The sequence below is a fragment of the Enterovibrio sp. QJM3NY_24 genome (genome assembly GCF_057786035.1).
The window spans coordinates 3,259,992-3,285,417 of the sequence record NZ_CM173519.1 but is presented as its reverse complement, the minus strand read 5'-3'; the positions used below and the strand labels follow the sequence as shown (position 1 = coordinate 3,285,417).

At 47.6% G+C, this 25,426-nt stretch carries 19 protein-coding genes; all 19 read right to left on the bottom strand.

Annotation, left to right across the window (positions count from 1 at the left end):
- Nucleotides 1-66 precede the first annotated feature (66 nt).
- A complete protein-coding gene (uvrA, locus tag AC3CIC_RS14675) occupies nt 67-2,889 on the bottom strand; it encodes an excinuclease ABC subunit UvrA (protein WP_394211746.1) in 2,823 nt (940 codons plus the stop codon).
- A 157-nt stretch (nt 2,890-3,046) separates the two neighbouring features.
- Complete coding sequence (gene galU, locus AC3CIC_RS14670) at nt 3,047-3,913, bottom strand: UTP--glucose-1-phosphate uridylyltransferase GalU (protein ID WP_488514961.1); 867 nt, start codon at nt 3,911-3,913, stop codon at nt 3,047-3,049.
- A gap of 116 nt (nt 3,914-4,029) precedes the next feature.
- A complete protein-coding gene (locus AC3CIC_RS14665; protein ID WP_488514960.1) occupies nt 4,030-5,343 on the bottom strand; it encodes a flippase in 1,314 nt (437 codons plus the stop codon).
- A gap of 10 nt (nt 5,344-5,353) precedes the next feature.
- Nucleotides 5,354-7,075, bottom strand: coding sequence for an SLC13 family permease (locus AC3CIC_RS14660; protein WP_488514959.1), 1,722 nt, complete (start codon nt 7,073-7,075; stop codon nt 5,354-5,356).
- Nucleotides 7,076-7,078: 3 nt separating this feature from the next.
- Nucleotides 7,079-8,122, bottom strand: coding sequence for a glycosyltransferase family 4 protein (locus AC3CIC_RS14655; protein WP_488514958.1), 1,044 nt, complete (start codon nt 8,120-8,122; stop codon nt 7,079-7,081).
- On the bottom strand, nt 8,122-8,934 hold the full coding sequence (locus AC3CIC_RS14650; RefSeq protein ID WP_488514957.1) for a putative capsular polysaccharide synthesis family protein: 813 nt from the start codon (nt 8,932-8,934) through the stop codon (nt 8,122-8,124). Before AC3CIC_RS14650 ends, AC3CIC_RS14655 begins: the two co-directional genes overlap by 1 nt.
- Nucleotides 8,931-10,181, bottom strand: coding sequence for an O-antigen ligase family protein (locus tag AC3CIC_RS14645; protein WP_488514956.1), 1,251 nt, complete (start codon nt 10,179-10,181; stop codon nt 8,931-8,933). The genes AC3CIC_RS14650 and AC3CIC_RS14645 overlap by 4 nt, the downstream gene beginning before the upstream one ends.
- Nucleotides 10,165-11,238 carry a glycosyltransferase gene (locus AC3CIC_RS14640; protein ID WP_488515922.1) on the bottom strand — a complete coding sequence of 358 codons (1,074 nt, stop codon included), beginning with the start codon at nt 11,236-11,238 and terminating at the stop codon, nt 10,165-10,167. Before AC3CIC_RS14640 ends, AC3CIC_RS14645 begins: the two co-directional genes overlap by 17 nt.
- Before the next feature lie 64 nt (nt 11,239-11,302).
- A complete protein-coding gene (gene cysN, locus AC3CIC_RS14635; RefSeq protein ID WP_488514955.1) occupies nt 11,303-12,712 on the bottom strand; it encodes a sulfate adenylyltransferase subunit CysN in 1,410 nt (469 codons plus the stop codon).
- 52 nt (nt 12,713-12,764) lie between these two features.
- Nucleotides 12,765-13,682, bottom strand: coding sequence for a sulfate adenylyltransferase subunit CysD (gene cysD, locus AC3CIC_RS14630; RefSeq protein ID WP_016960834.1), 918 nt, complete (start codon nt 13,680-13,682; stop codon nt 12,765-12,767).
- A gap of 14 nt (nt 13,683-13,696) precedes the next feature.
- Nucleotides 13,697-14,668: a DHH family phosphoesterase gene (locus tag AC3CIC_RS14625; protein WP_488514954.1), complete on the bottom strand. Its 972-nt coding sequence runs from the start codon at nt 14,666-14,668 to the stop codon at nt 13,697-13,699.
- A 32-nt stretch (nt 14,669-14,700) separates the two neighbouring features.
- Entirely contained in the window at nt 14,701-16,926 is a 2,226-nt protein-coding gene (locus AC3CIC_RS14620; protein ID WP_488514953.1) for a GumC family protein, read from the bottom strand.
- Between the two features lie 33 nt (nt 16,927-16,959).
- Entirely contained in the window at nt 16,960-17,451 is a 492-nt protein-coding gene (locus AC3CIC_RS14615) for a polysaccharide biosynthesis/export family protein (RefSeq protein ID WP_488515921.1), read from the bottom strand.
- A gap of 26 nt (nt 17,452-17,477) precedes the next feature.
- A complete protein-coding gene (locus AC3CIC_RS14610; RefSeq protein WP_488514952.1) occupies nt 17,478-18,692 on the bottom strand; it encodes an outer membrane beta-barrel protein in 1,215 nt (404 codons plus the stop codon).
- 3 nt (nt 18,693-18,695) lie between these two features.
- Nucleotides 18,696-20,093, bottom strand: a complete 1,398-nt coding sequence (locus AC3CIC_RS14605) for an undecaprenyl-phosphate glucose phosphotransferase (RefSeq protein ID WP_488514951.1) — start codon at nt 20,091-20,093, stop codon at nt 18,696-18,698.
- Nucleotides 20,094-20,584: 491 nt separating this feature from the next.
- Nucleotides 20,585-21,874: an HlyD family type I secretion periplasmic adaptor subunit gene (locus AC3CIC_RS14600; RefSeq protein ID WP_488514950.1), complete on the bottom strand. Its 1,290-nt coding sequence runs from the start codon at nt 21,872-21,874 to the stop codon at nt 20,585-20,587.
- On the bottom strand, nt 21,874-23,586 hold the full coding sequence (locus tag AC3CIC_RS14595) for a type I secretion system permease/ATPase (protein WP_488514949.1): 1,713 nt from the start codon (nt 23,584-23,586) through the stop codon (nt 21,874-21,876). Before AC3CIC_RS14595 ends, AC3CIC_RS14600 begins: the two co-directional genes overlap by 1 nt.
- 122 nt (nt 23,587-23,708) lie before the next feature.
- Nucleotides 23,709-24,326, bottom strand: a complete 618-nt coding sequence (locus tag AC3CIC_RS14590; RefSeq protein ID WP_488514948.1) for a calcium-binding protein — start codon at nt 24,324-24,326, stop codon at nt 23,709-23,711.
- 323 nt (nt 24,327-24,649) lie between these two features.
- Nucleotides 24,650-25,267, bottom strand: a complete 618-nt coding sequence (locus AC3CIC_RS14585) for a calcium-binding protein (RefSeq protein ID WP_488514947.1) — start codon at nt 25,265-25,267, stop codon at nt 24,650-24,652.
- Nucleotides 25,268-25,426: the final 159 nt, after the last annotated feature.

Here is a 25,426-nt window from a genome sequence, read left to right as displayed (position 1 = left end):
AAGATGGAGTCGTGTTGTTGGCATGCTTAACTTATTCAGTACCTAACGTTCGATGATATAGGCTTTTTACGCGAGAAGCGGCTTCAAAAAGCGTGCAGTATGCGATTCTTTCGATTTCGCTACTTTCTCAGGTGTGCCTTCAGCAATGATCATTCCGCCGCCATTACCACCTTCAGGACCCAAATCAACAATCCAGTCTGCGGTCTTAATGACATCCAAATTATGTTCGATAACCACGATAGTGTTCCCGTGATCGCGAAGACGATGCAATACATTCAGTAGCTGTTGGATGTCGTGAAAATGCAGCCCCGTTGTTGGTTCATCCAAAATATACAACGTCTTACCGGTATCTCGCTTAGAAAGTTCTTTTGCAAGCTTAACACGTTGCGCTTCACCGCCAGATAACGTCGTTGCCGCTTGGCCCAGACGAATGTATGACAGACCCACATCCATTAAGGTTTGCAGCTTACGTGCGATGGCAGGTACTGCATCAAAGTATTCACGAGCATCTTCGACCGTCATTTGCAGCACTTCGTCGATGGTTTTTCCTTTATAGCGAATTTCCAATGTTTCTCGATTATAGCGTTTGCCCTTACAGAGATCACAAGGAACATAAACATCAGGTAAGAAGTGCATTTCAACTTTAATCACGCCATCGCCCTGACATGCTTCACAGCGACCCCCTTTGACGTTAAAGCTGAAGCGCCCCACTTTATAGCCACGCGTGCGCGACTCTTGAGTACCTGCAAACAGCTCACGAATAGGGGTGAAAATACCGGTATAAGTTGCGGGATTGGAGCGAGGTGTACGACCTATCGGGCTCTGATCAATGTCGATCACCTTGTCAAAGTGGTTAATCCCTTCAATATCTTTAAACGGGGCGGGCTCGCCGGTGGTCGCGCCATTTAAACGCTGGTGGGCAATTTTGTAAAAGGTGTCATTGATAAGTGTCGATTTACCTGAGCCAGATACACCAGTGACACACGTAAACAAACCGACAGGCAGTGTCAGGTTAACGTTTTTCAAGTTATTACCCGATGCACCTTTGAGCTTCACTACTTTCGTTTTGTCATACGGCACACGTTTAGCTGGAATATCGATTTTCTTCTTACCACTAAGGTACTGACCTGTTAGTGAAGCCTCATTAGTAATGATGTCTTCATAGGTGCCTTCTGCAACGACGAAACCGCCGTGAACACCAGCTCCGGGGCCAATATCAATAATGTGGTCAGCCGCACGAATAGCATCTTCATCATGCTCAACCACAATCACTGTATTACCGAGGTTACGCAGGTGGTTCAGTGTGCTGAGCAGACGTTCATTGTCACGTTGGTGAAGACCAATTGAAGGTTCATCAAGCACATACATCACACCGACTAAGCCCGCACCAATTTGGCTGGCTAAGCGAATACGCTGCGCTTCACCGCCGGAGAGCGTATCTGCACTGCGCGATAGGTTGAGGTAATTTAAGCCTACATTGACCAAAAAGTGCAAACGGTCATGAATCTCTTTCATCACTTTGTCGGCGATCTGCGCACGTTGCCCGGTCAAAGAGAGATCTGCAAAAAACGTCAATGCTTGATGAATGCTCATTTCGCACACGGTCGGCAAATTGGTTTCGCCAATAAATACATGACGTGCTTCTTCGCGAAGTCGAGATCCGCCGCAGCTAGAGCAAGGCTTGTTGGCAATGTATTTCGCTAACTCTTCACGTACTGCCATAGATTCAGTGTCGCGATAGCGCCGATTAAGGTTATTTAAGATACCTTCGAATGGGTGCTTACGTACGGTGAGGTCGCCGCGGTCATTGACATATTTAAAGTCGATGTCGGTTTTACCTGAGCCGTCGAGTACCACATCTCGAATCGCGTCAGGCAAGTCTTGCCATGGCGTTTCGATGTCGAACTTATAGTGCTCTGCCAATGAAGTTAACATTTGAAAATAGTAAAAATTGCGACGGTCCCAGCCACGAATAGCACCACCCGCCAAGCTAACCGCGACATTTTGCACAACGCGATTTTCATCGAAATACTGCTGCACGCCCAAGCCATCGCAAGTCGGGCAGGCGCCCGCAGGGTTGTTGAATGAAAACAGGCGTGGTTCCAATTCCTGCATACTGTAGCCGCAGTGCGGACAGGCAAAGTTTGCGGAGAAAATAAGATCGTCGCCATCGCCATCCATGTGGCTAATCACTGCCGTGCCGCCGGTTAATTCCAGTGCAGTTTCAAATGATTCCGCTAGGCGCTGATGAAGGTCGTTGCGCACTTTAAAGCGATCAACGACCACTTCAATCGTGTGTTTTTTATGAAGTTCAAGTGTCGGTGGATCGGAAAGATCGCACACTTCTCCGTCGATACGGGCACGAATAAAACCATGGGCGACCAAGTTTTCAAGGGTTTTGAGGTGCTCGCCTTTGCGCTCTTTGACAATTGGCGCCAGCAACATCAGTTTGGTGCCTTCTTCCATCTCCAGCGCTTTATCGACCATCTGACTGACGGTTTGTGCTTCCAATGTCACGTTGTGCGTGGGACAGCGCGGATCGCCGACTCGTGCATAGAGCAGACGCAGGTAATCGTAAATTTCAGTGATGGTACCCACGGTTGAGCGCGGGTTATGCGAAGTAGATTTTTGCTCAATGGAGATCGCGGGCGAAAGGCCCTCGATGTGGTCAACATCTGGTTTTTCCATCAGTGACAAAAACTGACGAGCATAAGCAGACAGCGATTCAACATAACGACGTTGGCCTTCCGCATACAAGGTATCGAATGCGAGAGAGGATTTTCCTGAACCGGAAAGCCCTGTGATCACAATCAGCTTATCGCGAGGGATCGTCAGGTTAATGTTTTTCAGGTTATGGGTGCGAGCCCCTCTGACGTCAATTGTATCCATGTCTACCTTGCCTACTTATCAGACCTGAGTCTGAAGAAAAACGGATGAGAGGAGTATCCCACAATATCGTGTAATGAAAAAGAAGAAAGCTGTATAAATATACAGCTTTCTTGGTTTAAATAGCGACGATATTAAACGTGAAACTCGCGAAAAAAGATCATTCGCATTTGACGGTTTTCTGAGGCTGTTTAGGCGCGTCAGATTGAAGGTAAATATTTTGATAGCAGTAGTTAGTCGCTTCAATAAAGCCTTCTACACTGCCGCAGTCAAAACGTTCACCTTTGAATTTGTATGCGAGTACACAACCGCTTTGCGCTTGTTGTAGCAATGCATCGGTGATCTGGATTTCTCCGTTTTTACCCGGCTCCGTTGTCTCCAGAATATCAAAAATATCTGGAGTTAGGATGTAACGGCCAATGATGGCAAGGTTACTTGGCGCTGTGCCCGGCTCGGGTTTTTCAACCATATTATCAACGCGAAACAGGTTATCTTTGATTTTTTGGCCTGAAATAACGCCGTATTTATGTGTCTCGTCGTCTGGCACTTCTTCAACGGCGACAATTGAGCAACGGAACTGTTTGTACAGTGCGACCATTTGCGACAAAACGCCTTGATCTTGGTTGACACAAAGGTCATCGGCAAGGACAACGGCAAAGGCTTCGTCACCGACCAAATCACGTCCGGTCAGTATGGCGTGTCCAAGACCGCGCATTTCTTTTTGGCGAATATACGTAAAAGATGCGGCATCAATGGTGGCGCGAATATCTTCCAGCAGGGCTTCTTTATTGGTGCCTTTTATCTGATGCTCAAGTTCGTAGTTTTTATCGAAATGATCCATCAGGCTGTGCTTACCACGTCCCGTCACGATACACATACCGTCAATTCCTGCCTCAATGGCTTCGTCGACGCCGTATTCAATTAACGGTTTGTTGACGATTGGCATCATCTCTTTGGGCATGGATTTTGTGGCAGGCAAAAAGCGGGTTCCGTAACCCGCTGCCGGGAATAGGCACTTCTTAATCATCAGATATCCTTAATTTTTTACATCTAACTAACTGTGGGTCATGTCGTTTTAATTGGGCAATAAATACTACCACTAACCCATGACAATATTGATTCTTTCTTAGAGTATGGCTTCGTTCAGCCTATAGGCCAAAAGCCGAGGCGCTTTTTCACTTTGTGCAGCGCTAACAGATTCTGAGTGCTGACACCTAAGCTCACCGCAATAGCCGCACCGAGTATTCCCCATATAGACGTAAATATAACCGTTAGAGTCACGGTTAAAACCCCAGCAAAAACGGTGACGTTACGCATGTCTTTTTCATAGCCACACATGGTCAGCAAGAAACCGACCGAGCCTGTCATCACGTTGATCGTCTGACCGATAGCCAGAATAACAAGCAGTTGCCCTGATTGAGAAAAGGCATTTCCAAACAAAGACATGATGGCATTTGGCCAAATAAGTACGATAAACAATACGGGGAGTGAAAAGCCAATCATCAACCGTGTTGATAACTGTGCCAATCTCTTAAGCTGATTGAATTCACCGGCTTTATACAACGCTGAGAATCGAGGTGCCGCGACGAAGTTTACCACCATCAACATAAAACTGATGAGCATAGAGGTGCGCTGCGCCGCAGAAAAAAATGCAACCTCCTCGCTGGTTACAAAAAAGCCAACGATCACGACTGATGCCCAAGGGATCGCCTGCCCGGTTGCTGAAATAAGCCAAAGGTTGGGGGCTGCTCCCCAAAGGGCAGGCATACGTAAATGGGTACTATCGATGCGATGTTCAGGCACGTTGAACCACAGCCATAAGCCAGCGATAACAACCAGCACTGACGCCAAGACATAGACGAAAGAAGCGCTGCTGGCGAGAGGAACCGCTTGATAGTGTGGCAAACAAAGCAGCGCGGGGAGCGCAATTATCGTAACCCCAAGTTGCATTGAACAGACCGATGCAATCACTTTTCGTGTCGCTTGAAGGGCGTACCCATTTAAGAAAAATAGGCTGACAAAAGGGATAGCCGCTGCAAAATAACGCAACGTTGCTGTCGCTTCGGGTTTATTGAACACTGCATCAGCTAGCCAGGGCGAACAGAGATAGACTATTACGCCAGATAACACTGAAACGGGCACGACCGCTGCGTAAGCATTGGTAAATACCTGATTGGTTTGCACCGGGTTATCGGAAGTATGGGATTGACCAATAAAGCGCAGCATGGCGTTATCCATACCGAGTAAACACAAAGTGCCGATCAATGTGGCAAGGCTTAAACCAAGGAAAAACAAACCTGATTGTTCAGCGCCGAGTACCCGCGCGACGACAACACTAAGTAAAAAAGCAGCGCCTGCTGCGAACACGCGAAATAGTGCGGCTAGGGCAGCATGGTAAAGAAACTGCCGACGATCTGGCGACATGGATTGAACGCGGTTTATGAGGGTGGAAAGCATGACTCGATCCTCACCAAGGGAATGCAAGTGGAACAAGAGTGATAACGCCAAGTCCGTAAATCACAGTCAGGGGCAAACCCGCTTTGATATAGTCTTTGGGTTGGTAGCGTCCGGCTGTAAACACCATGAGGTTGGTTTGGTAACCAAACGGCGAGAGAAAGCTGGCGCTGGCTGCGAAAGCGACGGTCATGATATAAGGCATGGGATCAACTTGGTACTGGGCGGCAATGGCGAGCCCAATAGGAAATGCAATCGCCGCTGCGGCATTGTTAGTGATAAGTTCCGTCATTACCCATGTGGCGAGGTACAACATAACTAAGGCCCCAAACGGGCCACTGTTTTGGCTCCATGACATCATGTTAGAGGCGATATTATCGGCCAATCCTGTCTGGCTAATGGCCTGAGCAAGTCCAAGCGCTGAGCCGACGACCAAGACCAATTCAAATGGGAATCGACGACGAAGGTCGTGTATCGACACCAGTCGACTACCAATTGCGGCTGCCAGAAGTAAAATAAGTCCTTTGTATAGCGGCAACACTTCAACGAAGCTCGCGAGCAATGCAATGACAGCACCTAAGCAAAATAACGCGGATTGTCGTGCGCTGAGAAATGTCCCGTGTTGGCGCTCTCCGACTAAGACGAAGTTTTGTACTAGCGTATCGCGACGATAAAAATCGTCACCCACTGCCAACACCAACAAATCACCGCCTTGCAGTCTGACTTGACCGAGACCGCCTCGAAGTTGATGGTCACCGCGCTTTACGGCAACAACCGCTGCGTCAAATTGGGTGCGAAAATTGAGAGATTTAATGGTCTTCCCTGACACCATGGCATGCGGTGCCACCACCACGTCCATTAAGTTATCAGAGGGCAATTTCTCGCCTTGGGAGTGAAGGGTGAGGCCTTTAAAGCGAGCCAACAGTGGCGTAGCCTCAAGATCACCAGAAAAGACTAAAACGTCATTTGCTTGCAGTGGTTCACTGGGCGTGACGGGGGAAATGATTCGATCCCCGCGGATGATCTCCACGAGAAATAGTCTTTCTAGGTGCCGGAGTCCGCTGGCTTCAACACTAAGGCCTATCATGGGGGAGTCAGCATCAAGGCGGGATTCGAGTAAGTACTGGTGTGTATCGTTGTCGGGTGCCGTATCGCGGCTTGGTAAAAGAGGCAGTGAAAGAAAAACAATCACTACAATACCAATGACAAACAACGGACCACCGACCAAGGTGAAATCGAAGAAATTGATCCCCTCAAATCCGGCATTGAGGGTGAAGCCATTAACCAGCAAATTGGTAGATGTCCCAATTAAGGTCATGGTGCCACCAAGGATCGCAGCATAAGAGAGCGGAATAAGCAGCTTACTGCCTGGATGCTTGGTGCGGGTCATGCTGCGCATCAGTGTTGATACTACGGCTGTGTTGTTAATGACCGCCGATAACAATCCGGCTGACACTGTAGTTTGCAGTACGACACGACGCAAGCTTCCGCGAGTGCACCAGTGACCGAGAGCGCTGATTAAAACCGTGCGTTCCAGTATCACTGACACCAGTATCAGCAAAACCAAAGTGATGAGTGCCGGATTGGTGAAGTTATTAAAAAGTTGATTAGCTGGCACGATATCCGCGAGAAGCAATACCGTGAAAACTGCACCAAACACCAATGCAGGACGAAGGCTGGTGAAAACCAGTGTCACCAGCAATCCCACTATAATGAGTGCGACTAACCAACTCACTGGCTACACCTCGTAGATGGACAGTAAGGTGTTACGTTGCTTATCGGCACTGAAATCGTTGTTAAATAGCATAAGTGCGCTTTGGTAGTCCGGGTGTTCGGGATGGCGACAAAATTCCACGATTTGCTTTGCCATCGTTTCTGGTGAGCTAACCATATATGGATACGGTAGGCTTTGCGTTGCGCCAATAATGCGCAAAATCATCGGTACCTGCATGCGAGCAGCTTCAAGAAGTGTTAATGGCATGCCTTCCCATGCTGCAGCATGCAGATAGAGATCGGCATTCTGCAGTGTTTGCATGACCTGCTGGTGGGGGATCATCCCCGTTACTTCTATGCCAACCTTTCTTAGTGCATCTTCTTGTTCCTGATCGCCCCCTCCCAACCAGCGGATATGTATCTGCTCATGCTCGGGGTAGGCTTTTAAACTTCTTACGGTTTCGAGCAAAAAACCTGGGTCTTTTTGTGCGGACACGCGACCAACCACGACGACATTGAAGGGAGGAGGCGCTGACTTTTCCGCTTTATTGTTTTTTAATTCGCTGGGTAAATCGGCGTAATTATTGAGATGAACAGCGCGCTTGGCGCCAAGTTCTAATGCCAGCTCGCATTCACGCTCACTGCACCCTGCCACCACATCAATACGCGATAATCCTAGCTGTTCAAGGCGCATGTACGCGTTTTGCATCAAATCAGAAATGTCGCGTCGTTCAAATGCATAACAGTGCGGCGTATAAACAATTTTAGCGTTGCCTTTGGGTAAATAGCGCCCAAGAAAACCAGCGAAGCTCGAATGCAGATGAATGATATCGGGCTGAATTTCTTTTACGGCATCACGCGCTGCGCGATAGAAAGCGAGCAGTCCGCCTTCTACGGTTTTCACTTCATCAAACAGTGACTGGATTGCCATGCCCGTATTGTCTTTAGGGCGCAAACGGGCGAGCAAATTATGACGAATTGGATCATCTTTTGTCGAGCGAGCATAGCTGCACAGTGCAGTTTGAATACCGCCACCAAATGCCTCGGTGATATGGAGAACCGTTTTCATCACTGGCTCCATTTGTTTTTAAAGCGTGTGATTTCTTCTTCACTGTAGACTGCGCGATACAGTGGCGCGTCATAAAGATGGAACAAACGTTCAAACGAATAGGTTTCTTTAAAACGTTGATAAAGCGCAGAATACCACTTGTTAGATCCTTCGTTGCTGGACTCAAGCGTGAACTCCGGATGATCTAAAAAAGTGGCCAACACATCGGCAGATTGATTGATAGCTTCGCATTTCATCAGCAAGACATCGCAACCATTTTGTTCAATGTGCCAATGGGTTTGTGTTGGATCGGAAATGTGCTTGAGCACATCTACGCCAAACCGACGCTTTAGCTCTCGGTCAAACCACTCAGTGAAATAATCCAAATGCATTTGGTTTTCAAACGCATCGGTAAGGTGCTTTAGCGTGGTATCGATGTCACCGTGAATCGCATCATTCTTTTTACCCGAAATAAACTGGATGTGCAGATCTTGAAAGAAGCGAGAAACCACGGTGGCCACAGGATCACGAACCAAGGTGATGATTTTGAGGTAATCACGTTTTTGCAGCACGCGGCAGCGATGCGCCAACGTCAATCTATACGCGGTTCGTACTGGCCAATCAAAGAAACAGGCAACATCAGCGGTATTGCGGTACATCTGGAACTCTTCATTGTCATCAAAGGTATGAATGTGCCAACTTGGGATCCCTGCATGTTCGAGTGATGCTTCGATAGATGACGAGCCAACTTTGCCCATTTGGTATACCAAAACGAAATCCTTTTCGCGCAGAGTTTGGTCGAAGGCGCGTTGTCGGGCCAGACTGAATTTCATTGCTTATCCTTATGCATAACGACGTTTGAAAATGGTTTAGCGGTGACGGTGGTTTTTATTGATCGAGTATTTATCGATGGGTCCGGTGACTCTTGAGTCTCTGCGCGAGTGTTGACGAAGAACGGGAATAAAAACATCAGCATGATGGTGCTGTTGATGGCAACAAACAGCACCATAGCAAGAATGTAGACGGCCATAAGAAACGCGACAGGGTTTAGCATGCGCTGATGGAATAGCTGGCGCATGCTAAGCACAAAACCGCCAATGAGGATCGTAAGACCCACAAGGCCGTACTCGATCGCAACATCAAGCGCAAAATTATGGGTATAGATGGCCAGTTCCTGATTATGGAAATAATTCGCCATGTATTCCGGCAGCATTTTTGGGCCGACACCAAAAATGGGGTGCTCTAAAAACAGCGAGAAGCCATTAGCAAGGAGCAGTTTTCGCCACACTTCAGAATCCCAGCGGGCTTGTTCTTGGTCGGCAAACAGAATGTCAAACTGTGTAAACTCTAGATGGTTCAATATGGCAGGGAGCCCCATCAGAGACCAGATAGAAAACAGGGCGATAATGGCACCAAAAAAAACCATAAAGCCGAGAGTATGAAAGGCGCGTTGCGTCTTGGCATCGCCCATCTTGCGACAAAATGCGTAGTCACATGCAATCATCAGCATGACGCCAAGCAACGCTTTTCGCTCGCCAGACATCACTAATAAAACCAACGCGATGCCAAGTAGAATATGGCTGAAACGGATGTGATCACGCATCAGATATAACATCACGCAGCAGAAACCAAAGAAGTACTTGGTGTTAGCGAGCTGTTTGAAATCGGGCATGCCTGGCTGCATTAAGTGCCAGATGGCGGTATAGACTGCGCCAGCGAATGCATAAAGTGCCACGATGGACAAAAAGCGTGGTGAAGCAAGCAGGCCTGCTTGATGAAGCACGCCGAGAAATGCGGCCACAGATAGCCATTGGATCATTTCAATCATGACCAGCTTGAAGGAGACATTACTGAGCACCCCAGCGAGCAGTATATAAACCACAAACACCAGAATAAAACCTGTTGCTTTGATGGTCGTTTGCTTCAATTGGCCTCGAAACAGGATAATGGTAAGAATGCCCAGGGCTGCAATACTTTCGAGGTCAGCCAGATACAGTGAAATGCCAGACACATTTACTTTAAGAGGAATAAAAAACAAGATGACGGCAAGTGCCGCCAAATGCTCAAGAGGCCTTGCCATCGGCTAACCTCTGTTTGTTGTCGACTAATGATTGATAAGTGTCGTAGTACTGTTCACGAAATGCCGATAAGGTGAAGTGTTGGCTGCGCGAAACCGAATATTGTGCAGATGTTTGGTAGCTAGCGGCATCGTCGCACAGCGAGGCGACCATTTGTGCCAGCATCTTTTCATCACCCACGTTGAACAGAGATGCTTCGTTGTCGATAACCTCACTCATGCCTTGCACCCTTGATGCCAAAACAGGCAAGCCCGCAGCCATGGCTTCCACTGCGGCTAGACCAAATCCTTCGACAATGGAGCTTTGAACATAAATATCCACTCCGTCGAGAAACGCAGGAATATCCGCCCGGACACCATGAAAGACAACGCGATCATCTAACCCAAGCGATTTAACCAATGTTTGGTATTCCTCTCGTCGGTCGCCGTCACCAGCAAAATGAAGTTCGTACTTTGCCGGTAACAGGGCAAGCGCGCGGATCAACGTCGGATGATCTTTGTACACATGAAAACGTCCGACCATGCCGATGCGGATCGGCGAATCCGATTCAGGTTTTGACTTAGCAATTAACGGATACTTACTTAAATCAATCCCGTTTAAGATCACCTGATAATGACTTTTCCACTGTGGCAAAAATGCTTCTAACGCATGCTGAACCTGTTCGGTAATACACACTGTGGTGTGATAGCGCCAATAGAGGAAAAACTCGAACGGCTTCATCCATGCATGATCACGACGACGATTGTGAGTGGCGTGCTCGGTTTGAATGCGCTTCTTCCCAAAGGCCGCCAAGGCGATGTAGATAGACGGGAACAGATGCCCGTGCACCAAATCTGGCCAACGTAAAAGTTGCCATTTTTCTTTTAGTGACAGTCTATCCCACACATAACAGGCCACACCTTGTGCTTCAATTTCAGCACGGAAGTCATTGGTGTCTTCCAGCGTGATCACGCGAATTTCATAACCGTCAGGCGGCGGTGAGATCAAATCGATCACGAAACGCTGTGCGCCGCCATTGCGTGACAAGTCATTGATAATATGTAAAACCTTGACGGTCATGGGTAGATCGCTCTCCTTGTCAGCGTGTAAAGACACAGTGTCCATGCTGTTTCTTTCTCGCGGATCACTTAATCGGTTTGGTTTCCCACTCTGGGAAGTGTTCACGAATATAGTGATTAAGTGCGACTTCAGCGGCAGTGTAGCTGCGGCTTTGCTGTGCTTCTTGCGACGAATGCAATGCTTCAACCATGCCAGCGGCAACGGTAATATTACTCAGTCGGTCAATGACAATAAAGGCGCCCGTTTTACGAATGTCTGCGTAGTGATCGACTGCGACTGGTGCATTGAGTTGAAGCTCAACCACACCAATTTCATTCAGTGCTAGTTCGTTGGCAGTCAGCGTTTCGAAATTGTTGATATCGATTTTATGTACGATGTCCGTGATTCGCCCAGTGACATTATGTGTCGCGAACTTGAAGTCATAATCGTGACGGGATTTCAGCGTATCTTGCGCCATCCAAACCAGACTGGCTGTAAGGCGGTCTGTGGATACCGGAGCCGTGTCTGCGTGAACCAACATGTCGCCACGTGAGATATCAATTTCATCAGCAAGGGTGACGGTGATGGCATTGTTTGGGGCAATGCTTTCCAGTTCGCCGTCGAAAGTGACAATGGCGGTGACAGTACTCTTCTGACCTGAAGGCAGTGCTACGACTTCATCGCCTTTGCGCAAAATGCCAGAAGCGAGCGTACCGCAGTAACCGCGAAATCCATCGTCAGGGCGATTAACAAACTGAACAGGAAAACGCATTAGATCGAGGTTCTGATCTCTGCTGATTTCCATACCTTCTAAAAGCGCCATCAAAGATGGACCTGTGTACCACGGCATGTTGTCACTGTTGGAGACGACATTGTCGCCAGTGAGCGCTGAAAGGGGGACGTAATGCACGTCTTTGATCCCAAGTTGTGCAGCCATTGCCTGATAGTCAGCTTTAATGCCATCAAACACAGCTTGGTCGAAATTGACCAAATCCATTTTGTTGATCGCGACAACAACGTGTCGGATCCCGAGCTTGTTAACGATATAGCTGTGGCGGCGAGTTTGGGTTAACAGCCCTTTACGTGCATCAACCATCACAATGGCCAATTCACAGTTAGATGCGCCAGTTGCCATGTTACGCGTGTACTGCTCATGCCCCGGGCAATCGGCAATGATGAATTTTCGCTTTTCGGTGGAGAAATAGCGGTAGGCCACATCAATGGTGATGCCTTGCTCGCGCTCGGATTGCAGGCCATCGACCAACAAGGCAAGGTCGAGTGATTCGCCCGCGTTACCGACACGTGCATTGTCTTTGTGTAAGGTTGAAAGATGATCTTCAAAGATCAGCTTCGTGTCGTAAAGTAGGCGGCCGATCAATGTAGATTTACCGTCGTCGACGCTGCCGCAGGTCAAAAGACGCAGCAGATCTTTATTTTCATGCTGATGGAGATACGCTTCGATATCCGAGGCGATCAAAGTTGAGCTATGACTCATGGGTCATTCCTTATGCAAATAAGCAAATTCATTCAGTAAAGTGGTGAGGCTTTTAGAAATAGCCTTCTCGTTTTTTCTGCTCCATAGAACCGGACTGATCGTGATCGATAACCCGACCCTGACGCTCAGAGGTTTTGGTTAGAAGCATCTCTTGAATGATTTCTGGCAAAGTCGCAGCGGTAGATTCCACAGCGCCCGTTAATGGGTAGCAACCCAGGGTGCGAAAACGCACGGATTTCATTTCAACCTTCTCGCCTTTTTCTAATGGCATGCGCTCGTCATCTACCATGATAAGCGTGCCGTCACGTTCAACAACCGGGCGTTGTTTGGCGAAATACAAAGGAACGATATCGATATTTTCCATGTAAATGTATTGCCAGATATCCAGCTCAGTCCAGTTAGATAGAGGGAACACGCGAATACTTTCGCCTTTGTTTACACGGCCGTTGTAAGTATCCCAAAGCTCCGGACGTTGATTCTTCGGATCCCAGCGATGGTGTTTATCTCGGAATGAGTACACGCGTTCTTTGGCACGGCTCTTTTCTTCATCGCGACGGGCACCACCAAATGCAGCATCAAAACCATGCTTGTCCAGCGCCTGTTTTAGACCTTGTGTCTTCATGATGTCAGTGTGTTTTGCACTGCCGTGTTCAAAGGGACTGATCCCCATGTCGACGCCGTCTTGATTAATGTGAACAAGAAGATCTAGCCCCAGTTTTTTGGTGAATTCATCGCGAAACTGAATCATTTCCTTAAACTTCCACGTCGTATCGACGTGGAGTAGCGGGAAGGGCGGCTTACCGGGATAAAATGCCTTCATGGCAAGATGCAGCATCACCGCTGAGTCTTTGCCGATGGAGTACATCATCACGGGGTTATCGAACTCAGCAGCGACTTCACGAATGATATGAATCGATTCGTTTTCAAGCTGTTTGAGATGGGTCTGGTTTAGCGAAATCTTATCCACCATTGTGTATCCTTTTGTTACGTTGCCAGCGGATAACGCTGGTGGAACGCTTCTATAAATTCAGGGAGTAGTTCTGCGGGCAGAGCATTGATGCCGGCGGCGGCTTTTCTGCCCCCCCCAGTTGGAAATGTTGCGGCAAGTTCGTCTGCACCGATGCGATTTTTCAGTGGTGCACGAATACTGACCAAGTAGCTACCGTCTGCTTTTTCAGTAATAACGGCATTAGCCACACTGGGGTCTTGGTTTGCCAGATCGTTTGAATACACGCCGCTAATACGGCGAGCCCAAGCTTCATCAGGCAGCATGTAAACGCGCGAACCTGATTGCTCAGAAAAAGGCACAATGGCAGCCGCTTTCTCGCTGTCATTCATGAAGCCATTTTCTAGTGTGTCGAAAACATCAGGGCGTTCAGCAATAAAGTTGAATGGCGAAGGATAAGGCGACATCAGTTTGTAAATCTCAGCAGGAGAGAACAACAAATCTGCCAGCGACGAGCCATAACCGTTGTAGTTGAGATAAGTACCAAATTGCTTGAGCGTGAGCCTATCTTGATCGCAAAGATCCGCTTTATTTGCCAGCGTATCGGCAACTGCAAACAAATTGTCACCATAAGCACCAACCAAAGCCCATTCGCGGTATCGACCATCAAGCAGCTTATCGACGATCAAGCTAGTGCATGTATTGGCAGCAGTGTTGATGTGGGTGGTTAACCCATTGTGCTCAGGGATATCGTCTGGATTATGGTGGTCGGCATAAAATACCCGCACGCCTTGCGACAGGAGATTATCCAACGCAGCCCGGTTTTTGCCCAGGGCGACATCCAGCACAGTGACATCTTGTGCAATGGCAGGATCGACTTGCTTGAGCAAAGCAATATCACGTTTCACACCCGTGATCAGCACGCTGTCTTTTGGGGTGGCTAATCGAAGCTGTAAGAGTGCGCAAATCCCATCGGCATCGCCGTTAAATACATCAAAACTTGTCTTCATTCTTGTTATATGTCCTTGTCATCACTCGAGCCTTAGCTGGCTTCGAGCGCGTCATCACTTTGTTTGTTAGCGTTGTAATACCCATAGTGCAGCTTGTATTTTTCCTCGGCAAACTTGCTGGAGAGCTGATTGAGCACCACTCCGTCTATGGCGATGTCATGGCGTACGAGCTGAGAGACCGTAAAGTTGATTTGCTTCTCTGTGGTCGACTCCGCTTTCACGACAAGCACCATGCCACCGGCTAAGCGTCCGAGGAGCAAGCTGTCACTCACAACATGTACCGGCGGCGTATCAAGAATGATGCGGTCATAGCTTTGCTTTAACTGATCAATTAACGCGGCAAACTTGGGCGAGCCTAGCAATTCTTGCGGATTCGGTGGCAACAGACCTGCTGGCAAGAGATCCAGTGACGACTCTTCATCATGGTAGATACACTCCCTTATAGGAGTGCCCATGACCAGTGCATTGGTGAGGCCTGCTTGGTTACGTGGTAAACCATAGCGACTACCAATAGCTGGCATGCGCAGATCGCAATCAATCAGTAAAGTGCGCTCCATCTTCGCCAATGATTGAGCCAAGTTAAGTGCTACGGTGGTTTTGCCTTCAGCAGGCAAAGAAGACGTCACCGCCAATATTTTGCGTTTACTGTTTGTTAAAGTGAGTAGTATCGAGGTGCGTATTGTCCTCACTGACTCACTGAATAGCGTGGCATCGGGGTCAAGATAAAGGGTGTGATCCAGTGGTGTATTTTTGAATCGCTTCGCTTTGACCCGGGGAAGAAAGCCTAAATGCTGCAAACCGAGTTTCTCCTCAACATCATCGGGTTTTTCAATCGTGTTGCGGTAAGCATCTGCCAAAAATGCACCCGCGATAGCGATCAGAAGAGCGAATGCGGCGCTGATCACGATTAATTTGGTGGTTTGCGGACGGAAGGGGTCTTGCGCTGTTTTCGCTTTGTCGGTAAACCGAGCAATCACCGATTCAAAATCACTGGTTGCAGTCGTTTCTTTCTGTCGACTCAAGAACATATCGTAAAGCTGGCGACTGGAGTCAACATCGCGCTTGAGCGATTCGTATTGTGCACGCTTTGAACTAATGTGTTGATAATCCGTCTTTTTGTTGGCGAGCGAAGTAATCAGCGACGCTTCTTGTTTGCGTGCATTGGTGAGTTCTTTTTCGATACCGCGTGCCAATTCGTTGATCACAGAGTTGGCGCGATTGCGGACAGCCGTCAGCTGAGCACGAGCCTGGATCATCTTGTCGTGTTTCTCGCCATAACGCTTTGATAGCTCAGAAACTTTGCGCTGCGCATCGGTCTCGGCATTTTTGACATCACGAACCTGTGGATGGTTTGAGATTTCAGGTACCGACAGCAAGGCTGCACTGCCTGCACCTTTGCCTTGCATCAATGAATACAAACTTTCAGCGGCGACGCGTTTTTCTCTGGCTTCAGCCACGCGAATGGTTAAGTTAGTGAGCTCGGTACCAGCGAGTTCATCGATATCATCCAGCTCAATCAGTCCTTCGTCTTGCAGGTATTGAGTCAAGGCTAGCTCGGAAATGTCCAAGTTGTTTTTAAGCTCACCCAATCGATCTGTAATCCAGCCTGATGCAGTCTGTGTTGCAACCAGTCGTGCTTCAAGGTTTGACTCTATATACGCTTGACCGAGTGCGTTGGCGACATTCGCGGCTAGCACGGGGTCGGCTGAACCAAATTGAATTCTGACTAACTGGGTGTTGCGAATAGGCTCTATTGCTAAATGGGATTTGAATTTCTTCAAGACAGCTTGATCTGCTGCACCCTTATCAACGGCGTCAGTTAGCGGCTTTTGCTTGGGTAAAAAGCCCTGTAAAAACTCTACTTGATGGAGCATGGCGAGCAATTTATCTCGCGAAGAAGGTTTTCCGACGAGGTTATTGAACTCTCTAATTTGCGATATACCCAACTCTTCGATGACTTTTTCTGATAGGTAATCCGACCGAAGGATCTCAAACTGTGTTTGGTAATATTCTTTCTTGCTGGTATCGAGCGCGTACACTTCTTCGATAGAAATTGTTTTACTGGCCTGAGACTCGATAAGCAGTGTGGCTGTCGCGCGGTAAACTGGTGTGATGGCAAGGACCAGCAGCGTAGCAATGAGCGTAACAACAATGACAAACAAAGTGATGGGCATCCAGTAACGCCCGATCGCGCTGAAATACCGTTTAAGATCGATACGTGATTGCCCGCTTGCCGGGTTAGGCTCGGTCAGTTTCATGGTGGTAATTTCCTTTTATTCTCGCAGCGCTATCTAAAAAAAGCTCTGATCAACCACGATGATGTCACCGGGGACCACAGTTTGTGACAGGCCAACATTTTTTTGTGTTCTTCCATTTTTGGCTTCTGTCTTTTGAATTTTTTTACGTGATGCTCGGTCGGTAAATCCGCCCGCAATCGCAATCGCTTTACCAATGGTCAACCCTGGTTGATAGTCATAACCGCCAGGCTGATTCACTTCACCATTAACATAAAACTTGCGAAACTGAATAACGTTAACCGTCACCTTAGGGTCGATTAAATAATCACCACGAAGACCCGTTTCGATAATGCGTTGCAGTTGACCGACAGATTTCCCTGCAGCCTCAAGACGCCCTAGATAAGGGTAATCAAAGCGTCCTCGTGTGCTGAGCAAAATGTCCATGGAAAGATCTTCTTCCCCGTACACTTTGATGGAGATACGATCTCCATCATCTAACACATATTGCTCTGTCTCTGCGGCTCCACTAAAGAAGGGTAGAAACATTAAAAGGAGTAATAGAAATCGATGGCTCACAAACTCACCTCCATGCCAATGAAAATACGTGTTTGGTCGTAGCTGTATCCTGCAAAGCTTGAATCGCGCTCAAATTTGCTTGCCCCCACAGACACGTCCCACCATCTCGTTAAGCTATAAACCACAGAAAGCTCAAGTAGTGTGTCGTCATCATTTCGCAACCCGCCAGGGTAGTCGTTGGTGCCATAACGGGCTGTGGCAATGGATGTTAGTTGTGGTGTCCAACTGTGCTCCCAATCGAGCTTAATTGAACGATCTTGAACGTAGTCAGCATTAATGTCGGGATCGCGAGCATAATCGCGTCCTTCCAATTTGAACGTGCTGTAATCTGTTGGTGCCCAACTTACATTCGCGCGCCAACTAAACCCTTGAAAGTCCTTGCGATTAGAGTCATCAAAGTCTTTATTTTGCATGCCGACGAGTAGCTTGCCTTGGGTTTTTCCTGTGATGTCCCATTCCAGACCGCCATACAGCAAGGTGTTTTGGTTATCACGGGAGCCTGATGTCGGCGGAACAAACTCATAGCTACGATCTTCAACACGCGCCATGGCGATAGCATGGAAATAGCTTGAGAAGGCGTAATAGAATTCACCACTTAGATAAGGCTGCTCCCAATTGTAATAGCGGCTTTCATCGGTTTGACCGCCATTGTTTACGTAGGTCACGTCTTTGTAGTCTTTGCTCTCGTAGCCCGCGATACCGACTAAACGACCTTTGGCACCCGCTGCACCATAGGTATAGCGGGCATTGAAATCTTGAAAGTGAAAACGTAGAGGTTCTTCAACGGCCAGACTATTACCTTCGGTCAAGCCTGTACCTCGTGGTTCGCTAACGATTTTGTAAAGGTAATCTAGACGTAGACGATTTCGGATATTGAACAGCCACAACCCAGCGGCATGAGCTTGTTGGTCAACCGTGTTGTCATCGCTGCTATCGGTGAAATACAACGCATCCATACGATAATCGAATTGATAGGCAGTGCTTTCTGTTTCCAGTAACGCGATAACTTTAGGGGAAATGAGCGTCATAGGGGAACTGACCTGATCCTTGGTCGTTCGGAGAACATTGTCGTTGTGTCCCGCGCTGACTTTTAGCGTTGGGATGATGTCGATGCCATTTTCTGTTTGGTATGCCAAAGGTTCGACCGCAGCCACAGAGAGCGGCAGCAAGACAAGGGGACACACCCAAAAATTATTGCGAATCACACCCATCTCCTAGTACGCCGATTTGCCAACAAAGCCTTTAAACACAGTGGCAAAGACGATCTTGATATCCATCCATAACGACCAGTTTTGGATATATTCCAGATCAAACTGGATGCGTTTTTCCATCTTATCTAGCGTATCTGTTTCACCGCGATAACCATTGATCTGCGCCCACCCGGTAATTCCGGGTTTCACTTTGTGGCGTAGCATGTAGCGATCAACAATGGCGCGGTATTGTTCGTTGTGAGCTACAGCGTGAGGACGAGGACCAACAATAGACATAGAGCCGCGCAATACGTTAAAAAATTGCGGAAGTTCGTCGAGCGACGTACGGCGAATAAATGCGCCAAATGGCGTGACTCGAGGATCATTTTTTGTCGCTTGTTTCACTACGTCACCATTGTCCGTGGTGGACATAGAACGAAACTTCCACACTTTGATCTGTCGGCCATCTAGCCCGTATCTGTGCTGTTTGAAGATGACTTTTCCGGGCGATGACATTTTCACGCCAACCGCAACAGCGATCAAAATCGGAGAGATCAAAATGATGATAAGCGTCGATAGAATAATGTCTTCGACTCTTTTCGCCCACGCAGCAATGCCACTAAAAGGCGTATCGTGCACGCTCAATGTGTGAACATGACCAATGGTTTGCCAGCGGCTGTGGAGCAGATTGTAGGTAAAAAAATCTGGGACTAAATAGGTCGTGGCGGTGGTATCTGCAAATTGGTTGAGATATCGCGCTATGCGATCTTTGGCATGCATGGGCATTGCAATGTAAATATGTTGAAGCTTGCCTTGTTTTGCTTGCTCAAGTGCATCATCGACTTTGCCTAACATTGGTGCAGGTAAACCGCCTTCGATACGGTCGCTGCTGCGATCCTCGTAAAAGCCTACCAATTTTATCCCTAGTGCGTGGTTATTCTGGAATTCCTGAGCGAGCTCAATACCGTTTGCCGTGGTGCCAATAATGGCTGCACAACGGGTGTTAATACCGTGGTTTCGAAGACGACTCAATGCAACGCGAGCAAGGAATCGCCACAGTACCAAACCAATGGCTCCCATTACAAACCAGATCGTCATGACCACTCTGGAGAATTCGATACCACGTTGAGTGAAGAAAAAATACGCAACAAGAATCACGCACGCACCAAGCCATGGAAGTAGGGTTGCCGTCATTTGACCCTGAAAATTACTAACACGCCAAGAGCGATATAAGTGAGAGCTTTCAGCAAAAAGCAAGTAGCAAATCGAAGTCAGCGTTGCGAGCAGCAGACAGTCGTCACATGCTTTTCCCAGGTAAAGATAGCTTGCTAAGACAAGTGAGCCACCGATTACCGCGAGATCACAAAGGCGGTAAAGAATGGTGGACTCAGTTCCATTTGTTCGTATTTTTCTGCTGTCCATAAGATATAAAGCTCATTTTTTTTTGTGATTCTGATTATTGATCACTTTTTTTTAATTAAATTCATTCTGTTAACAGTACACCATGCAACTGCGACGTGTGATGTAGATCAATTTTTTTTCTTTCACATATTACTAATAAAAGTAAACCACGCATCGCAACCTCGCTAGGGAGGTATTTTTTTAATAACGGGTGTATTCTTCCAACAAGACATCGCAAGTAGAACAGCATGAGGGTTAAGAAAGAAGATGAACTTTGTCCGATTTTTGCTCGTTAAATTTATATTGCCTAAAAAAATGAGATACATTGTCTTGTAAAGTGGGAGCAAATCTCGTTGCATTCAAAGTGATTTGCGTCTCATAAATTGCAGTGACTTGCTTTGAAATTGAGATATTCAACGTAAAAAGTATTTCAATATCTTCATTCTATTTTGGTGAAAAATAATCACCTTCAGCCTTAAGTATTAATTAAGACTGAGGGTTTATGATTAAGATCACTCTTCACGAAATGCGCGATTGAGACTCTCTGTGAGAGGTTTGGCTAAATATTCTATCGGAGTGCGAGGTTCAGTAAGCAGCATGACTTCAGCTTGCATGCCGGGATAAAGAACGATGCCATTAAGAAGTTCGTTAACATTGTCGATGAGCTTGACGCGCGCCAGATAATAAGCAAGCCCTGATTGCTCATCGATGAGCCTATCTGCAGACACGGTTAGTAATTCACCGTTGAGGGGCTTGATGCTTCGCATACTCAAGGCTGTAAGACGGATTTGTGCTTTCATGCCAGCGCGGACCTGGTCGATATCAGAAGGGTCAACACGCGCTTCAATCATCAAGCTTTCGTTGTTAGGCACGATATCGAGTAGCGGTTGCCCGGGGGAAATGACACCTTCTTCCGAGTACACCTGAAGGTTTAATACCGTTCCTGACAGTGGGGCAACAATTTTTGTGCGATTGAGAATATCTTGCGCCGTCGCCAATTGTTCATCTAATTCGTAACGCTCTTGCCGAGTTTCACGTAACTGCTCAACCACCTCTTTAATGCGCTCAAGTTCTTGTTCTTTCAACTGAGCCTGACTTTCAGCCACATTTTGTGCCAAGCGGCTGGCATTGGATTGCAATTGACTGATGGTACTTAATATTTGGCTTTCCTCGCGTTCTAACCGCAACACTTGTGTCTTGCTCGCATAGCCTTTTTCTGCCAATTTTCGGTTGCCAGCAATTTCTTCGCCAATGATGGCTAATCGACGTTTTTCAATCACGAAGCGCTGCTTCTGTCCATCAAGCTCTGCGCGATTCTGCGCGAGTTGTGTTTTTAGGACTTCCTGTTGTGAGGCGTAAAAATCATTTCTGGCTTGGAAGATCCGACGCTGATTGGTGAGGATCTCCTCTACACGTGGGTCCTGTTTGTTCGATTCGAGTTGCTCGCTAAATACAATCGTGTCGAGATTATCGCGCTCAGCGATAAGTCTCGCTTCACGTGCCAATGCGTTTCGCTGGCGGCTGTTGTACTGTTCCAGTTGGCTTTTCGCTTGTGTGTCATCAAGTAAGATAAGCGTTTGACCTTTGATGACATTCGCTCCTTCTGTGACGGTTATTTTGTCAATAATGCCACCTTCAAGGTGCTGTACTGTTTTGCGCTGACTATCGACGGTAACAACGCCGGGTGCGATAGAAGCCCCTTCGAGCGGACTAAATACGGACCAGACACCAAACGTGCCGAAAAACAGTGCAATGACACCGAAGCCGAAGAAAGCGAGTTGGCGAATAGCAGGAATGCCCATTACTGCTTCCCTCCTTTGTTGGAAGAAATGGCTGCGCTTTGTTCCATTAACGGTTTGAGTACTTCGTCTCGCTCACCAAAGGCGCGAACTTGGCTATCTTGCAGTACGAGTAGTTTGTCCATCGATTGCATCATGCTGGGTCTGTGCCCCACTAAGATAACAGTGGCTTTGCGGGATTTAAGATAGGCAATGGCACGCTGAAGCGCGACTTCACCGACGCCATCAAGGTTGGCATTTGCTTCATCGAGGATCACCAAGCTTGGGTCGCCGTAAAGCGCTCTGGCAAGCGCTACGCGTTGACGTTCACCGCCTGACAGCCCAAGCCCTCGTTCACCGACAACGGTGTCGTAACCTTGACGCTGACGTAAAATGAGTTCATGACAGCCTGCGAGTTTTGCGGCTTGAATGACAAGCTCCGGCTCACCTTCTGACATGCGAGCTATGTTCTGGCGGATCGTGCCTGGAAACAGTTCAACATCCTGTGGTAGATAGCCACAATGGGGGCCAAGATCATCGGGATCCCATTTAGCTACGTCCATATTATCGAGACGGATAGTACCTGCAGTGGCGGTTAAATTGCCGAGCATCAAACGTGCCAGTGTGGATTTTCCTGTACCGGATGGTCCAATGATCCCAAGTGCATCTCCTGCATTGAGCTTGAATGTGATGCCATGCAGCACGGGCTCAGGTTGGCCCGCATGGAAGTAGGTCACTTTTTCTACCGATATGACACCTTGTGGTTTTGGCAATGGCATTGATTTGGCACGTTCTGGAAACGCTGGGATTTGCTCTTTGAGGCGCTGATAGCTTTGTCTTGCAGAGATAGCAGTCCCCCATGCACTAATGGATTGCTCTACTGGCGCCAATGCGCGTGCCATCAAAATGGAACCGGCAATCATGGCGCCCGCAGTGAGTTCGTTTTCGATGACAAGCCAAGCACCCACACCCAACATCGCAATTTGTAGCAGCATTCGGATGAACTTAGACGTGGCAGTCAGTAGTGCGCCTTTGGAGTTTGCGCTGACTTGGCTATCGATGCTTTTGTTATTCAGCTCAGACCAGTTTTTGATGAAGTTTGGCATAATACCCATGGCTTCAATGGCATCTGCGTTTCGGGCTGCTGACTCTGCTTGTTGCATGGCGAGAATTGCTGATTCGTTAGCGCTTTTGTGAGCTTTTCGCGTGGTGGCATCATTAATAATGGCGATAGAAAATAGTATGAGTGCCCCTGCCGTCGCGATGATACCGAGCAAAGGATGCAAGAGAAAAACAAAGGCTAGGAATACAGGAGTCCAAGGTGCATCTAAGGCGGGTATGACTGCATTGCCACCGATAAATGCTCGAATGGCGGCGATATCACGCAGACTTTGCACGGAGGCTGATAGCCCTTGTCGAAGCTGCAGCGCAATGCTGCCGCTTAAAATGTCGGGGGATAAGCTTTGATCAAACCACGCACCGATTCGCACCATGATGCGGGTACGCACGTTTTCTAGTATTGCCATGGTGAGTAGGGCAAACACGGTGATCATCGTCAGCAGTAGTAGTGTGTCTATTGAGCGAGAGCTGATGACACGGTCATAGATTTGCAGCATGTAAATGGGAACGCTCAGCACCAGAATATTGATGAAAAAGCTGAAAGCGATAACAAATACCATGGCTTTTTTACATTGTTCGATGGTTGTTTGTAGCTGTTTTTCTGTAGAAAGAGACATGTCGTATCCAATGATTTCTAATCACTTTGTCTTTTTTATACTGCAACGAAGCGAATGCTTAAATGACCCTAAAAAAAGCAACCAGTTTATGCACTGATTGCCTTGAGTATAGCTTGCTTAAATCAGACGATTTGAAAGTCGTCGGCAGAGAGATCCCCGACGGAAATATTGTTAAGTATAACGTTTGAACCGTCGGCCAAACTGATCAAGGTATTGTTGCCTACTTGAGCAAGGTCAAGTGAACCAAAGTCAGTGTCGCCAGTTGCACGGATAAAGATAGTGTCAATACCAATTTCAAAATCCACCACTCGGTCATTGCCTGTGTGTGTATTGAGGATATTGTCAAACAGGAAAGTGTCAGCACCTGCACCACCAATTAGGAAATCATTGCCTGATCCACTGACTAACCAATCATCACCTGAACCGCCAAACAATCTGTTTGCGCCTGAACCTGCGTAAAGGGAATCGTTCCCCGTTCCACCAAGAAGGTCATCGTTGCCTTCTCCGCCATACAAGGTGTCATCGCCGCTACCGCCGCCAACGTAATCGTCACCTGACCCGCCGCTAATAACGTCATTACCGCCACCGCCAATCAGAAAATCATCACCGCTACCGCCAAATATCGTGTCGTCGCCACCATAGCCAATGATGCGGTCATCACCGCCTAAACCATTGATTACATCTGTGTCACTGGTTCCATCCAATGTATCTGTAGTTGCTGTTCCATTAATATTTGCCATTACTGCTTCCTTTTAAACTACTAAGTACCTTTGTCATGTTGCTTTGCTGACAAACATCTCGCCAACTCGCCGTTTTCGGCAACCTGAATCTCTGGTTCGATGATCTTGCCAAAAAATTAACGCTATACTCTGACGTACTTATGAAAAGGATAATGTCTCACTAGTGAGTAACTATGAGAGAACGCTAACTGGCATCCAAGGAATACAGACAACTTTCTTCATGAAATTCGATAAATATCAATTAATAAAAGGGATTTTGCTGACTTAAGTAGGGCAATACGCGAAATGCAATATTGCCCGTAAGAATTTGAATCTTTGAGCGATTAAACGATCTGGAAATCGCTTCCGGAGAGGTCAGTCGCAGTAATGCCGTTTAGGACAAAGCTTGAACCGTCAGCCAAATCGACCAAAGTGTTATTACCCACTTGGGTGATCGAGAGAGACGCGAAATCTACGTCACCTGTTGCTCTGATAAAGAGAGTGTCGATACCAATCTCAAAGTCAACAACGCGATCATTGCCTGTTTGTGTACCCATGATGTTGTCAAATAGAAACACATCAGCGCCAGCGCCGCCAACCAAGAAATCGTTGTCGATACCGCTGACTAACCAGTCATCACCATCACCACCAAATAGCTTGTCATTACCCGACACAGCATACAATTTGTCGTTGCCAATACCACCTAATACAAGGTCATTACCTTCGCCGCCATATAGGATGTCATCGCCGCTGCCACCGCCGACACGATCGTCGCCAATACCACCGCTAACAAAATCGTTACCAGCACCACCAGTGATATTGTCATCACCTCGACCACCGAACACGAAATCATCGCCACCGTTGCCCACAATGACGTCATCACCACCAAAGCCAGTGATGGTATCATTCTGACTGGTTCCAATCAGCGCTTCAGAATCCGCAGTTCCATTAATTTCTTTCACAGTATCAACCCTTATATTCGAATATACCTAAGCCATTAAGCGTAAAGATGGGATGCGATCTACGACATTCAGGGTGCAGCCCACTTACTGGTTGCAGACATCAACGAGGTAAGTGGATTATTAGAAACAATGAGCTATTGCTTACCGACGTTTTGCAAT